Below are 12,740 nucleotides of genomic sequence, written 5' to 3'. Positions count from 1 at the left end.
GTCCACCGCGCTCTGGATACTCGGGTTCATGGACGGACCTGGCCCGCTCGGCGACTTCCTGCAGGCTCGACGGGCTCAGCTGCGGCCCGAAGACGTCGGCCTGCGCGACTTCGGGCCGCGACGCCGGGTGGCCGGGCTGCGCCGCGAAGAACTGGCCCAGCTCGCGGGGGTCAGCGTCTCGTACTACGCGCGGCTGGAACAGGGCATGTCACGTGGAGCCTCGGCCGAGGTGCTCGACGCCATCGCCCGCGCGCTGCGGCTCGACGACCACGAACGCGAGCATCTCGACCGGCTCGCCGGCAGCGCGCGCCGCACCCCGCGGGCGCGCCGACCACGGCCCGAAAGGCTCCACGAGGAGACACGGGATCTCCTCGGCACCGTCGACGCTCCAGCCCTGGTGCTCGGCCGTCGCTCGGACGTACTGGCGTGGAACGCCCTCGGGCACGCCCTGCTGGGCGGGCATCTGGACTTCCACTCCCCGGACGACCCGGCGCGACGGCCGAACATGAGCAAACTGCTGTTCCTCGACCCGCACTGCCGGGAGCTGTACGCCGACTGGAAGCGGAAGATCCGCGCGGTGGTCGGGAATCTGCGGATCACCGTCGGCAGGCATCCCGACGATCCGCTGCTCGCGGAGCTGATCGGCGAGCTGACGATGAAGAGCCCCGAGTTCGTCGCGCTCTGGGGCGACCACCGCGTGCAGCCCTGCGACGCCGCGGCGTACGAACTACGTCATCCGATCGTCGGCACGGTGACGGTCACTCAGCAGACGTTGTCGATCGCCAGGTCACCGGACCAGTTGCTGATCGTGTGCACGACCCCCGCGGACTCCTCCGACGCGCGGGCCCTCGCACTGCTCCGGCAGGCGAGTCAGGCGAGTCAGGCCTTGTCGTGCACGGTGACCGCGTAGCCGTCCGGATCCGTGAAGGCGAACGTACGGCCGAACGGCCCGTCGAACGGTTCGGTGAGGATGGCGACGCCGGCCGCGACGAGCCGGTCGTGCACCGCCTGCGCGTCGTCGGCGTGGAGCCAGAGCGCGACTCCGGCCCCCGGCCCCGGCGAGATGGCGTCGAGATCCATCCCCGGCATGGGTTCCCGCACCGCGAACGGGATCGTCCCGGTGCCGAACACCACCGCGTGCGGCGGCGCGACGGGCAGTCTCCGCAAGCCGAGGTGCGTTTCGTAGAACGCGGCCGCACGGTCGAGGTCGCGTACCTGCAGCGAAAGGAAATCGGGTCCGGTCACGGTCATGTCGTCCTCCATCAATGTCAGTGTGTTGACATCGACAACGTATGTCATGATGCTGACATGAGTCAAGACGAGACGGTCGGCCCACTGGACCAGGCGGTGGGGTACATGCTGAAACGAGCGGCGACGGCGCTGCGCGTGGCCATGGAGACCGCCTTGCGCCCGCTCGATCTCACCGTGCCGCAGTACTCCTGCCTCGAAGTGCTCTCGCAGCGACCGGGGCTGAGCAACGCGGAACTGGCGCGGGCCGTCTTCGTCACCCGGCAGTCGATGAACCTGGTGCTGCGCGGATTACAGGACCGCGGACTGGTCACCCGTCCGGCGACCGCGCCCCAGGGCCGCGCCCTGCCCAGCACGCTCACCCCCGCCGGGCAAGCCCAGCTCCGCACCGCCAGTGGCCTCGTGCGAGCGGTCCAGAACCGGATGCTCGAACCGTTTTCAGCCGACGAGCGAGACAGGCTGCTGCAAGATCTCATCGCTTGCGCCGACGCGCTCACGCCCCAGGACACCGAGTGACCGGCGCGGCTCACGACCTCGGACTCACCAGCGTCTCCGGCTTGAACGCGTAGACGTCGCCGCCCTGGACGAGGACATGCCATTCACCGCAGACCTTGTCCGTCCGGCTTTCCTGGCCCTTCGGCCACCAATGGGCGACCAGCGTGGCCGCCTGCGTCGCGGCGGGGCCCGGTGCGCAGATGGCGGGCAGGTTCCCGCCGGTGAAGCGCAGGAGCCGCTCCGAACCCGTGGTCCGGATGACCTCCGTGATCGACGCCGCCTCGTCCGGCACCCACTCCGGCAGCCGGGCGTCCTTGTCCCGCTTGCCTTCCGCGCCGGTCGTGTAGCCGACGGTCTTGACGTGTCCGTTCGCCTTTTCGGTCAGGCCCTCTTTGAGTCCGCATCCGGTCAGCGCGACCGTCGCCGTCGCGGCGGCGAGTATCGCCGCGGTGCTCTTCGTGTTCATACGGTCGAGTCAAGCGTGTGCGAGCGGCCTGAGGATCGGTCTTTCGGTTCCCGCCGGGCGGCCATCCGGCCGATCTTCACGGCGGATACCCGCCAGCGTCCGCGGCCCGCCTTCCCCGAAAGTGTGATCGTGACCCGAACAAGTGATGCCCTGTCCGTCCTCAAAGGCATGTACGCGGCGGAAACCGGCTACTTCGCCGCGGGCGGTCCCAGCAAATCGTCCTTCGCCCCGCTCGCCCCGTTCTTCTCCCCCGATGTGGTGCTGCATCAGGCGGACGGCCTGCCGTACGCCGGAACCTGGCGCGGCCACGAGGGAATGGAGCGATTCTTCCTCGCCATGAGCGAGACCTGGGAAGTCTTCGACATGGTGGAGCAGAGCTTCCTGAGCGAGCACAGCCCACTGGTCGTCCTGACCCACGTGCACGTCCGGGCCAGGGCGACCGGCCGCGAACTGGACTTCCCGATCCTGCAGACGATCACCGTCGAAGCCGGGCGCATCACCGAGGTGCGGCCGTTCTACTGGGACACCGCGGCGATCGCGGCGGCCTGCACGAACTACCATTCCGCGGATGACCGCCTACCACGATCTTGACCTGTTCGAGGAAGCCGCTTCCCTGCCGGAGCGGCAGCAGAAGATCCTGCTGACCATCCGCGAATGGGTGGTCGAGCACGGGTACTCGCCGAGCACGCGCGAGATCGGCGAAGCGGTCGGCCTGCGGTCGACGTCCTCGGTGTCGAAGCATCTGGCCGCCTTGGAGGAGAAGGGTTTTCTCCGCCGCAGCAGTTCGATCTCCCGCCCCATCGACGTACGCGCGTTCTTGCACGGCACCACGTCGCGAGAATCCACAGAGGACTCCGTGCCGGTCCCGGTCGTCGGTGACATCGCCGCGGGAACGCCGATCTCGGCCGTCGAGCACGTCGACGACGTGATGACCCTGCCGCGGGAACTCACCGGCCGGGGCAACGTCTTCGGGCTGCGGGTGCGCGGGGATTCGATGATCGACGCGGCGATCTGCGACGGCGACATCGTCGTGGTGAAACAACAGCAGGAGGCGCACTCCGGCCAGATCGTCGCCGCGATGATCGACGAGGAGGCCACGGTCAAGGTGTACCGCCGCCGCGACGGCCACGTGTACCTCGAACCGCGCAACCCCGCCTACGACGTCATCGACGGGGATCGCGCGGCCGTACTGGGTGTCGTGGTCTCGGTACTGCGCAGCGTTTGAGGTTTCCGCCGCGGCCGGAGTGACTTCCGGCCGCGGTCTCAAGCGACGGATCCGAGCACCAGCGACGCGGCCACCGGGGCCAGGTACATCAGCGGGAACGCGACGTGCGAAGGCCAGTGCGCGCGGAGCACGGTGATCACGGCGCCCGCGAAGTACAGCACCAGTCCGATCCCGGCCGAGACCCCGATCGCGGGCACCCACAGGCCGACGACCAGGCCGAGCGCGCCCGCGGCCTTCGCGACGCCGAGCCGGTTCCACCAGGTCCGCGGAACGCTGTAGTCGGCCAGCGGCTGCACGACCCACTTGGCGCGGAAGAAGATCGAGGCGGCCGAGAAGGCGGCCATGAACGCTCCGACGAGGGTGACGATGACGTAAGCGGTGGACATTTCGTTTTCTCCCTTGGTTTCCGGTGCTTCGTCGGGTTGACCCCGGCCGCCGGAACGATGTGACAGCACAGCGCGTGAACCAGCTCACAACCTCGTGAGCAAGTTTTGGAGCAAACGCTCTGTTACTCTCGCCCCATGGCCCGCCCCCGTGTGCACGACCTGGACCGGCTGCTCGACGCCGCCGAGCGGCTCGTCGTCGAGGTCGGCGCCCCCAGGGTCACCGTCCGGTCCCTCGCGGCCGCGGCGGGCGTCCCCAACGGCACGATCTACCACGCCTTCGGCTCCCTCGGCGCACTGCTGGCCCGCGTCTGGCTCCGCGCGGCGGGCGGCTTCCTCGACCTCCAGACCGAGCTGGTGGACGAGGCGGAAGATCCCGTCTCGGCGGTCGTGGCCGCCGCGGGCGCACCGGCCGAGTTCGCCGACCGGAGGCCGGAAGCGGCCTGGCTGCTCCTCACCGTCAAGAAGGAGGACCTGCTCGGCCCGCAGGTCCCCGACGACCTCGCCGGCGATCTCCTGGCCCTCGACAAACGCCTGGTCGCCCTCCTGATCAGGCTCGCCGAGAGGCTGTGGGACCGGCGGGACGCCCAGGCCGTCGACGTCCTCACCACCTGCGTGGTCGACCTGCCGACGGCCCTGTTCCGCCGCGCGTTCACCGCGGGTGAGCCGATCTCCGAAGACTCGCGTGCCCGGCTCGCCGCCGCGGTCCGTGCAGTACTCCTGCTCCCACCCCGAAAGGACCACGATGATGCCCACGCTGCGCACTGAAGCCCCGGTGTTCGTACTCGACCTCGGCGACGACGAGAACCGCTTCTCGCCGTCGTGGCTGGAGACCGTCCACTCCCTGCTGGACACCGTCGTCGCACATCCGGACCCGGCGGTGCTGGTCACCACGGGCTCCGGGAAGTTCTATTCGAACGGGCTCGACCTCGAATGGCTCACCGCCCACAGTGACCAGGCCGGGAAATACGTCGCCGACGTCCACGAACTGCTGGCCCGCGTGCTCACCCTCGGCGTGCACACGGTCGCCGCGATCAACGGGCACGCGTTCGGCGCCGGGGCGATGCTGGCGATAGCGCACGACTTCCGGGTGATGCGCGCCGATCGCGGGTACTTCTGCTTCCCCGAGGCGGATATCAACATCCCGTTCACACCGGGGATGGCCGCGCTGATCCAGGGCAAGGTCACGCCGGCCGCCGCGGTCGCCTCGATGACCACGGGACGCCGCTTCGGCGGCACGGACGCGCGGGATCTCGGGCTCGTGGACGCCGTCGCCGAGGAATCCGCCCTGCTCGAGTACGCCGCCGACGTGGTCCGTCCGCTCGCGGGCAAGGACCGCGGCACCCTCACCGCGATCAAGACCACGATGTTCACCCCGGCCGTGACCGCGCTTCGCTCCGAGTAAGGGCACAATCATCGATTGTGAGCGAAGATATTTTGCGGGCCGAGGATCCGGACGTCGCCGAAGCCCGCAACGGGGACGACGCGGCGTTCAACCGCCTGGTAGAGCCGCTGCGCCGCGAGTTGCACGCCCACTGCTACCGCATGCTCGGCTCGACCCACGACGCCGACGACGCCCTGCAGGACGCGCTCCTGCGGGCCTGGCGGGGACTGGAACGGTTCGAGGGCCGCAGCTCGATGCGCACCTGGCTCTACACGGTCGCCACCCGCACCTGCCTCGACACCGCCGCCGCGCGCGGCAAACGCGCCCTGCCGATGGACCTCGGCCCGTCGAGTGAACACGCCATCCTCGAACACGCCCCGGTGACCGAGGTCGCGTGGCTCGGCCCGTACCCCGACGGGGCGCTCGGCCCCGGCCCGGCCGGCCCCGACACCCGGTACGAGCAGCGCGAGGCCGTCGAGCTGGCCTTCGTCGCCGCGCTGCAGCATCTGCCCGGCAACCAGCGGGCCGCGTTGCTGCTCTTCGACGTCCTCGGCTTCACCGCCGCCGAAATCGCGTCCACAATGGCCACCTCGGTCGCGGCGGTGAACAGCGCACTGCAGCGCGCGCGGGCGATCGTGGCCGAGAAGGTGCCCTCGCCCAGCCAGCAGCGGACGCTGCGGAAACTCGAGGACGCCAGGATCCGCGAGATCGCCGCGGACTTCACCTCGGCGCTGGACCGCGGCGACGCCGACGCGCTCGTGGCGTTGCTGACCGAGGACGTCACCTGGTCCATGCCGCCGCTCACGCACTGGTACCGCGGCATCGAGGCCGTCGTCGACTTCGCCGTCGAGGTCCCGATCGGCCGGTGCCCGAGCTGGCGCAACGAGATCATCAGCGCCAACGGCCAGCCCGCCGTCGCCTGTTACGTCGGCGAGTCGGCCGACGCCACGCACCGGGCCTGGTCGATCAACGTGCTCGCCCTCCGGGACGAGCGGATCCGCGAGATCACCTCGTTCCTCGACCCGGCCCTGTTCCCGGCGTTCGGCCTCCCGCTGACGAAGCCCTGATCACTCCTCAGCATGACAACGACGGCCGGACCGGGCCCGAACTGCCACGATGGCCGCCATGCTGAAGATCAATCCAGTGGTCAAGGCCGTCGCCACCGTGCTGGCCGTGGCGATCGCCGCCGGGCTCGGCCTGTGGTTGCACGCCGCCGACCGGACCGCCGGCGACACCGGGCACTGGGCGGGCTCGCGCACCCCGGACCGGATCGAGGTCAACGCGTCCGTGCTCAAGGTGGACGCCGCCGCACGGGAGGCGGTACTGCGCGTACTGGTCGTCCCGGTGGGCAGGTTCGGCGAGGACGACGGTGTCGCCCCGGCGGGCGAGCTGCGGCTGCTGAACTCCTCCAGCCTCCGCGGCGACCACGTCTTCCCCGCGCATCAGCGGATTTCCAGCCTCGATCTTCCGATCGCGCTGACCGGCGGAGCCGTCACCGACTACCCCTTCGACGGCTACGAGGCGCGGATCGAGTTCGCCGCCCTCCACAACGGGGAAGCCGCCCCGGTGCTGTTCACACTGGACAAAGTGGACAGTCTGTTCTCGTTCTCCGTCAAGGATTACCGCGCCTCAGACGCACAAGGCGGACTCGACGTCCGGTTCGCCCGCTCCACCAGCGTGCTGGTCTTCGCCGTCTTCATGATGATCACCATGTGGGGACTGGCCATCGCGGTGTTCTTCGGCACGCGGCATCTGATCACGCGACGGCGTGGCCTGGTCTGGCCGTCGTTCGGGTTCATGGCCGCGACGCTGTTCGCGCTCGCCGGATTCCGCAATCTCGCCCCGGGTTCGCCACCGATCGGCTCGCTGCTGGACTACACGGCCTTCCTGTGGGCGGAGGTCGTCATCGCGCTGTGCGTCGTCGTGGCGGTGGTGACCGGCGCGATCACCGAAAACGGCAAACCGGACGCCGGATGAGCATGATGGAGGGATGCGCGCGAAGGTGTTGATCAGGCTGGCGGTGGCCGTCACCCTCGTCGGTGTGGTCTTCGGTGGCGTGTTCGCCTTCCAGCGCAAGCTGATCTACCTGCCGACGGGCGGTCCGCTTCCCGCCGCCGCCGTCATCCTGCCCGGCGGCCGGGACGTCACATTCACCACGTCGGACGGGCTGAACCTCGCGAGCTGGTACTTCCCCGTGCCAGGTGCGAAGGCGGCCGTGCTCGTCGCGCCGGGCAACGCCGGGAACCGGTCGTTCCGCGCACCGCTCGCCCGCGCGCTGACCGGGCGCGGGCTTTCGGTGCTGCTCCTGGACTATCGCGGCTACGGCGGCAACCCCGGTGAACCGTCCGAAGACGGGCTGGCGCTCGACGTCCGCGCCGCACGGGACTTCCTGGCACGCGAGGCCGGGACGCCGTTGGTGTACTTCGGCGAAAGCCTCGGTTCGGCGGTCGTCACCGAACTCGCCACCGAACATCCGCCGACCGCGCTCGTCCTGCGCTCGCCGTTCACCGACCTCGCGGCGGTCGGGCAGCGGCACTACCCATTCCTGCCGGTCCGATGGCTGCTGCGGGACGAGTTCCCGACCAGGGACACCGTCACGCGCGTGAAGTCCCCGGTCACCGTCGTCTACGGCGCCGCGGACTCGATCGTCCCGGCCGGGCAGAGCCGCGAAGTGGCGAAAGCGGCCGGCGCCAGGGTGATCGAAATCCCCGGCGCCGACCACAACGACCTGGTGCTCTCCGAGGGGCCGGAGCTGGTCGACGCCATCGTGGAAGCGGCCCGCTGACAGGCGGCTCAGGCCTGCCGCGCGCTCCGCCGCAGTGACAAGGAGTGACCGGGGTTGAGCTTGCGGCCGAGACGGTCGGCCTTCGGCCAGCGGACTTCGGTCGCCCAGCCCGCCTTCTCGAACAGCCAGATCAGCCGCGCGGAGATGTCGAGCTGCCCGCGACGGACGCCGTGCCGGGCGCCGGTGGGGTCGGCGTGGTGGGAGTTGTGCCAGGACTCGCCCATCGAAGCGATGGCGAGCGGCCAGAAGTTCGCGGATTTGTCACGGGCGGCGAACGGGCGGTCGCCGATCAGGTGACACAGCGAATTCACCGACCACGTCACGTGGTGCAGCAGCGCAACGCGGACCAGGCTGGCCCAGAAGAACGCGGTGACCGCACCCCACCACGACAGCGTGATCACGCCGCCGAGGACGGCGGGCGCGAGCAGTGTCACGACGGTGAGCAGCGGGAACAGGCGGTCGACGCGGGCGATGTCGCGATCGGCGAGCAGATCCGGGGCGAAGCGTCGCGCGTTGGTCTTCTCGCGATCGAACAGCCAGCCCATATGGGCGTGCCAGAAGCCGCGGGCCAGCGCGGCCGGGCTGGTGCCGAAGCGCCACGGGGAGTGCGGGTCGCCCTCGCGGTCGGCGAAGGCGTGGTGGCGCCGGTGGTCGGCCACCCAGCCGATGACCGGCCCCTGCATGGCCATGCTGCCGGTGACCGCGAGCGCGATCCGCAGGCCGCGGTTGGCCTTGAAGGCACCGTGGGTGAAGTAGCGGTGGAAGCCGATGGTCACGCCGAGGCCGGTCAGGAAGTAGAACCCGGCGGCGAGGCCGAGGTCCACCCAGCCGAGCCCCCAGCCCCACGCGAAGGGGACCGAGGCGGCCAGTGCCAGCAGCGGCACCACCGCGAACAGCTTGACGAGGAAGTTTTCGGTGTTGGACTGCTCCCCGGACAACAGGGGCTGTGGTGCCTGCCGCTCATCGCTGTCCGGGGTACTTAGAACTGAAGTCATTTCGTCGCTTCTTGTCGATTGCCAGGACTGTTACCGGCTGTGTCAGCCGGTGTCACGGCGCGACGCAGGGAAGGCGACGCCCGCGACGAATTCTGCGCGAGCGTGCTTGGTCAACACGACACCCAAAACGTTGGACTCGTCTGGTCAACGAACGACGTCGGCCGAAGGTTCCGGTGCGGGATAAGAGGGTTCGCGAAAAAGATCCACGTATCGCTCGCCCTGAGGAGTGGCTTGGTCGTGTCGCTCGACCTGAGTGTCGAGCGGGTGGCTGAACAGCGCACTGTCCATGCTGTGAGTTTTGACGGTGAAACCTTTCGAATGGGGACCGCTCATCTGCGGTCTTCGGCGAGGCCGGGGGCGAATTCCGCCCGTCTCGTGCCGGATCGGCGTCACGCTGCGAGAGCGGCGCCGACTCCCAGGGTACACGCCCCGGGGCCGAAACCCCAGGGCGTCCGTCCGATCAGCCGTTCGAGGGCACCATCACGTTGAGTGCGGTGACGATGGCTTCCTCCTCCGCGGCGAAGTGTGCTTCGAGCGTGCTCGCGAGGGCGTCGAAGTCGTCGCGCAAGCGGACGGGGTCACTCTCGCCGTGAACGTACCCCTCGACGAGGTCACGGATCCGCTTCTGCAGCGTCGCGACGACGACGTGGTCCTCGCCGAGCTTCGTCAACGTCGGCGCGAGCGCCGGAAACCGTTGCGCCAGCATCGGAAACGCGCCCATGTCCTCGCCGGTATGGTGCTTGGTCAGTGCCTCGCAGAACGAAACACAGTGCGCTCGCAGGGTTTTCCCCATACTGAGCGAATCCGTGCGTCCGGCGACGACATCGTCGATCCCGGTGCGCAGCGTCTCGAGTTCCCCGCGCAGCCACTCGTGGACCTCCACCACGAAGTCCCCCATCCCCCGCACCCGGTCGTCGATCCGGTGCAGGATCACGACGGGCAGTTCCCTCGACGTTTTCGCCTGGTACTCGGCGAATCCCGGCTCCGCGGCGACGACCTTCGCGAACAACGCGGCACGCTCCTGCACGGGCGGAACGGCCGCGATCGCCTCGTAGGTCTCGGTTCCCGTCTCGACCGTGACCCGGTGGTCGCGCCGGATGTCGTGGTACCAGCCAGGATTCTTCGGGGCACCCATGTTCGAAGCGACGACGACGGTCGCGCCGTCGATTTCGAGGTATCCCAACGGATTCGTGCGGCGTTCGCCACTCTTGGCGCCGACGGTGGTGAGCAGGATCAGCTCCCGCCCCTCGAACATCCCGCCGAGCTTTCCCTTGTACTGCCTGAATTCCTTGATCACCTGATCGTTGAAGCCGGTCAACGCGGTCCTTTCCCGTCGATGTGTCGACAGGAGGGCGGCACCGCCATCTCGAGAAGGGCACGACGACAGGAACCCACTGGTACGCAGGGGTTTTCGAGCACACCGTATGGAGGCGTCTTCCCACCGCGAAGGGATGGGGAATACGAGAGACGGTGTGTGCCGATCTCCGGGTGGCTGAGTAGCCGCTACCTCCATGCATAGGCCCATACGGGGCTCGAAGACGACGCTAGCACAAGGTCGACTGCTCGCGCACCTGCCCGACGAGGCCCGTACTACGAGGCATTCCTTAGGTCGTGGCCAGCGAAACAGTCCTCAGGTGGTGTGTCCGGAGTGAGGCCTTTAGCCATCCTCTTCCAGCACCGCCCGGATCACCCGCCGTGCGTTGTCCGCCATCGTGGGGTTGGTCTTCCGGTAGTACGGCAAGGCGATCAGCGCTTGCGAAAGCGTCCTTCCCCGGCCTCGGCTCCAGGTCGCGTCGTCCACGCGCAACGCATCGCGGAAGACGTTCCGCTCCTCGGCGGGCAGCAGATTCCATGCCGGAAACAGGTCACAGGCCGGATCACCCACCCCAAGGCAGCCGAAGTCGATCACCGCGGCGAGCCTGCCGTCGTCCACCAGGAGGTTTCCCGGCATCAGATCGGCGAGCGACCACACCGGTGGCCCGCCGCGATAGGCCTGTGGTGCCCCCGGCAGAGTGATCCGTCGCATCGCGTTCACGAACTCCGCCAGGTCCTCGGCCAGCAGGCGGGGCCGGCTCAGCGCCCCCGCGCGAGGATTCTCCCCCGGCAACCAGCGGTACACCGACCACCGCCATGGGTAGCCCTCGGCCGCATTTCCCTCCCCGACCACTTCGGGAATGGAGGCGGGCAACAGGGACGCGATACGGGGCAACCACTTCTGCTCCAGCGCCACGTCCTCGGCACCGCTCTTCCCGAGCGGCAGCCGCACGACGAGGTCGTCACCCAGCCGGAACATGGCATTGACCGTGCCTCCGGACGGCCACCGCTCGACCGCCGGCCCGTCCCAGTGGGGGAACTGTGCCGCGATCAACCTCCGGACGAGCTGCTCGTCGACGGGATTCGTCTGTCCAGCGTGCACGACGACCATCTGACCGCCGGAATCACTCCTCGTCAAACGTTTCCTGTTCTCCGATCAGGAACTCCGTGCCAGGCCAAGGATTTCCGGCCGCACCGCGTACTTTCGCCAATGCCGTCCCGGGTCCGGGACCAGGCGCCGCCGTTCGAGATCCAGCAGCCCGGAGAGACTTTCCACCTCGGCCACCACGACACCGTCCGGCGTGAGGAAGTCCTGGACGACCCGTGACACCTTGCCCGGCTCCCAGTCGAACCGGGTCAGGATGTCGATCCGTGCCCGCGCGCGCAGCTCGCGACGGAACCGGATCGTCGTTTCGAGGTTGACCGGGCCGAGGTTCGCGGCCTTGAGCGCCAACGGATCCACCCCGGCCGCCCACACACATTCCCAGCGCGCGTGATCCGCGTACGCGAGGTAGGCGGGGCCACGCACGTGACCGTTGATGTCGAGGTCGTCCGTGCGGATGTCGATGGTGACGCGGAAAGGTTCGAGCACCGCACGATCTTCGCCGCTGCCGCCTGCTCAGTCTGGAACGTTTCGGCCAGTCCAGGATCGCACCAGCGCGCCAGGCGACACTCCGGACAGGCGCCGACACTCGCGCCCGAGATGGGACTGATCCGCGTAGCCCAGCTCGGCGGCGACGTCGGCGAGCGACGAACGCTTCCGTGCCACTGCCTCGACCCGCCTGAGGAAGCCATGGAACCGCAGCACCCGCTGCAGTTCCTTCGGGCCGACGCCGACTTCGTGCCGGACGTGCCGCCGAAGACCACGTTCACTGACGCCCAGATCGGCCGCCACCTGATCGGTGCGAGCGCCGGGCGAACGCAACGCGCGAGCGGCCGCGACCGGCAGGCCGTCCAGCTCGATATCACGGATCCGCTCGGCGACCAGCACCTCCAGCACGGACCGCGCCTCGGCGGGCGTCGCGCATTCGGCCAGCCTTGATTCCGCGCGACGGGCGCTCGCGGCCCACAGTTCGCGCAAAGGGGTGGCTCCCGCCGCCAGATCCGTCATCGGCACCCCCAGCACCGCGCCGCCGACGCCGCACCTCAGGCGGAGACCGACAGTCCAGTCGACCGGCGGCAGCTCATGCCGCAGCACACCGCTCACCGTGGTGACCGCGGTGAGCCCTCGCCCGTCCCAGACGAGATCCACGCAGCCGTCCGGGAACACCCGCAGCGGACGGCCGCGGCCGACCCGGCCCGTCCAGGCGCTCTCGACCACCCCGGCGACCACCGCGACCGGCATGCTCTCGTGGTAGACCGACCCACCCGAACGGCGACGCAGCGGAACACCCACGCCCGGCAGTATGCCCCCGCCCACCGACAAGATGCGCGTCACTTGATCTT

17 protein-coding genes are annotated in these 12,740 nt (G+C 69.1%); 9 read left to right on the top strand and 8 right to left on the bottom strand.

All coding sequences use genetic code 11. From position 1 onward, the window contains the following. Positions 1 to 28: 28 nt before the first annotated feature. A complete protein-coding gene (locus L324_RS05565) occupies positions 29 to 910 on the top strand; it encodes a helix-turn-helix domain-containing protein (protein WP_037304875.1) in 882 nt (293 codons plus the stop codon). Here L324_RS05565 and L324_RS05560 read toward each other — a convergent pair. Further along, a complete protein-coding gene (locus L324_RS05560; protein ID WP_037304874.1) occupies positions 880 to 1,251 on the bottom strand; it encodes a VOC family protein in 372 nt (123 codons plus the stop codon). The two genes, L324_RS05565 and L324_RS05560, sit on opposite strands and share 31 nt — an antisense overlap. Before the next feature lie 57 nt (positions 1,252 to 1,308). Between L324_RS05560 and L324_RS05555 the strand changes: the two genes are divergently transcribed. Continuing rightward, positions 1,309 to 1,764: a MarR family winged helix-turn-helix transcriptional regulator gene (locus L324_RS05555; protein WP_037304697.1), complete on the top strand. Its 456-nt coding sequence runs from the start codon at positions 1,309 to 1,311 to the stop codon at positions 1,762 to 1,764. Between the two features lie 10 nt (positions 1,765 to 1,774). Here the strand turns inward: L324_RS05555 and L324_RS05550 are convergent, their stop codons facing one another. Then, positions 1,775 to 2,209, bottom strand: a complete 435-nt coding sequence (locus tag L324_RS05550; protein ID WP_037304696.1) for a hypothetical protein — start codon at positions 2,207 to 2,209, stop codon at positions 1,775 to 1,777. Between the two features lie 129 nt (positions 2,210 to 2,338). On the opposite strand from L324_RS05550, the gene L324_RS05545 reads away from it, so the two are divergent. Then, positions 2,339 to 2,800 carry a nuclear transport factor 2 family protein gene (locus tag L324_RS05545; protein WP_235783407.1) on the top strand — a complete coding sequence of 154 codons (462 nt, stop codon included), beginning with the start codon at positions 2,339 to 2,341 and terminating at the stop codon, positions 2,798 to 2,800. Continuing rightward, complete coding sequence (lexA, locus tag L324_RS05540) at positions 2,778 to 3,434, top strand: transcriptional repressor LexA (RefSeq protein ID WP_020630933.1); 657 nt, start codon at positions 2,778 to 2,780, stop codon at positions 3,432 to 3,434. Before L324_RS05545 ends, lexA begins: the two co-directional genes overlap by 23 nt. Before the next feature lie 38 nt (positions 3,435 to 3,472). Here the strand turns inward: lexA and L324_RS05535 are convergent, their stop codons facing one another. Beyond that, positions 3,473 to 3,820 (bottom strand): DoxX family protein, encoded by a 348-nt coding sequence (locus tag L324_RS05535; RefSeq protein WP_037304693.1) that lies wholly within the window; start codon positions 3,818 to 3,820, stop codon positions 3,473 to 3,475. A 135-nt stretch (positions 3,821 to 3,955) separates the two neighbouring features. On the opposite strand from L324_RS05535, the gene L324_RS05530 reads away from it, so the two are divergent. Genes L324_RS05530 through L324_RS05510 form a run of 5 tightly spaced genes read left to right on the top strand, consistent with a single transcriptional unit; the run spans position 3,956 to position 7,986 of the window. Further along, the gene (locus L324_RS05530; RefSeq protein WP_037304692.1) at positions 3,956 to 4,585 is read left to right on the top strand and encodes a TetR/AcrR family transcriptional regulator; all 630 of its coding nucleotides are present in this window, start codon (positions 3,956 to 3,958) and stop codon (positions 4,583 to 4,585) included. Then, entirely contained in the window at positions 4,566 to 5,222 is a 657-nt protein-coding gene (locus tag L324_RS05525; protein WP_037304691.1) for an enoyl-CoA hydratase/isomerase family protein, read from the top strand. The genes L324_RS05530 and L324_RS05525 overlap by 20 nt, the downstream gene beginning before the upstream one ends. Before the next feature lie 17 nt (positions 5,223 to 5,239). Beyond that, a complete protein-coding gene (locus L324_RS05520) occupies positions 5,240 to 6,268 on the top strand; it encodes a sigma-70 family RNA polymerase sigma factor (protein WP_037304689.1) in 1,029 nt (342 codons plus the stop codon). A 58-nt stretch (positions 6,269 to 6,326) separates the two neighbouring features. After that, on the top strand, positions 6,327 to 7,178 hold the full coding sequence (locus L324_RS05515; protein WP_235783406.1) for a DUF4436 family protein: 852 nt from the start codon (positions 6,327 to 6,329) through the stop codon (positions 7,176 to 7,178). A gap of 13 nt (positions 7,179 to 7,191) precedes the next feature. After that, positions 7,192 to 7,986, top strand: a complete 795-nt coding sequence (locus L324_RS05510) for an alpha/beta hydrolase (RefSeq protein ID WP_037304686.1) — start codon at positions 7,192 to 7,194, stop codon at positions 7,984 to 7,986. A gap of 8 nt (positions 7,987 to 7,994) precedes the next feature. Here the strand turns inward: L324_RS05510 and L324_RS05505 are convergent, their stop codons facing one another. The 5 genes from L324_RS05505 to L324_RS05485 all read right to left on the bottom strand — a co-directional run bounded on the left by L324_RS05505 (position 7,995) and on the right by L324_RS05485 (position 12,690). Next, positions 7,995 to 8,981 carry an acyl-CoA desaturase gene (locus L324_RS05505; protein WP_173426349.1) on the bottom strand — a complete coding sequence of 329 codons (987 nt, stop codon included), beginning with the start codon at positions 8,979 to 8,981 and terminating at the stop codon, positions 7,995 to 7,997. Between the two features lie 460 nt (positions 8,982 to 9,441). Next, complete coding sequence (locus L324_RS05500; protein WP_037304684.1) at positions 9,442 to 10,299, bottom strand: nitroreductase/quinone reductase family protein; 858 nt, start codon at positions 10,297 to 10,299, stop codon at positions 9,442 to 9,444. Positions 10,300 to 10,638: 339 nt separating this feature from the next. Then, positions 10,639 to 11,406, bottom strand: coding sequence for an aminoglycoside phosphotransferase family protein (locus tag L324_RS05495; RefSeq protein ID WP_173426352.1), 768 nt, complete (start codon positions 11,404 to 11,406; stop codon positions 10,639 to 10,641). Positions 11,407 to 11,451: 45 nt separating this feature from the next. Further along, positions 11,452 to 11,886, bottom strand: a complete 435-nt coding sequence (locus L324_RS05490) for an acyl-CoA thioesterase (RefSeq protein ID WP_037304683.1) — start codon at positions 11,884 to 11,886, stop codon at positions 11,452 to 11,454. A 27-nt stretch (positions 11,887 to 11,913) separates the two neighbouring features. Next, entirely contained in the window at positions 11,914 to 12,690 is a 777-nt protein-coding gene (locus tag L324_RS05485) for a helix-turn-helix domain-containing protein (protein ID WP_037304869.1), read from the bottom strand. Positions 12,691 to 12,740 lie beyond the last annotated feature (50 nt).

This window comes from Amycolatopsis orientalis DSM 40040 = KCTC 9412, from assembly GCF_000478275.1.
GTDB lineage: Bacteria > Actinomycetota > Actinomycetes > Mycobacteriales > Pseudonocardiaceae > Amycolatopsis > Amycolatopsis orientalis.
The sequence above is the reverse complement of the archived record's forward strand: the minus strand, read 5'-3'. Positions and strand labels throughout refer to the sequence as shown.

Bases quoted from the DNA above. Each gene is read 5' to 3' on its own strand.
- L324_RS05560 (WP_037304874.1), bottom strand. From the start codon at position 1,251: ATGACCGTGACCGGACCCGATTTCCTTTCGCTGCAGGTACGCGACCTC.
- L324_RS05495 (WP_173426352.1), bottom strand. From the start codon at position 11,406: ATGGTCGTCGTGCACGCTGGACAGACGAATCCCGTCGACGAGCAGCTC.
- lexA (WP_020630933.1), top strand. From the start codon at position 2,778: ATGACCGCCTACCACGATCTTGACCTGTTCGAGGAAGCCGCTTCCCTG.
- L324_RS05505 (WP_173426349.1), bottom strand. From the start codon at position 8,981: ATGACTTCAGTTCTAAGTACCCCGGACAGCGATGAGCGGCAGGCACCA.
- L324_RS05535 (WP_037304693.1), bottom strand. From the start codon at position 3,820: ATGTCCACCGCTTACGTCATCGTCACCCTCGTCGGAGCGTTCATGGCC.
- L324_RS05515 (WP_235783406.1), top strand. From the start codon at position 6,327: ATGCTGAAGATCAATCCAGTGGTCAAGGCCGTCGCCACCGTGCTGGCC.
- L324_RS05555 (WP_037304697.1), top strand. From the start codon at position 1,309: ATGAGTCAAGACGAGACGGTCGGCCCACTGGACCAGGCGGTGGGGTAC.
- L324_RS05510 (WP_037304686.1), top strand. From the start codon at position 7,192: ATGCGCGCGAAGGTGTTGATCAGGCTGGCGGTGGCCGTCACCCTCGTC.
- L324_RS05530 (WP_037304692.1), top strand. From the start codon at position 3,956: ATGGCCCGCCCCCGTGTGCACGACCTGGACCGGCTGCTCGACGCCGCC.
- L324_RS05550 (WP_037304696.1), bottom strand. From the start codon at position 2,209: ATGAACACGAAGAGCACCGCGGCGATACTCGCCGCCGCGACGGCGACG.
- L324_RS05565 (WP_037304875.1), top strand. From the start codon at position 29: ATGGACGGACCTGGCCCGCTCGGCGACTTCCTGCAGGCTCGACGGGCT.
- L324_RS05525 (WP_037304691.1), top strand. From the start codon at position 4,566: ATGCCCACGCTGCGCACTGAAGCCCCGGTGTTCGTACTCGACCTCGGC.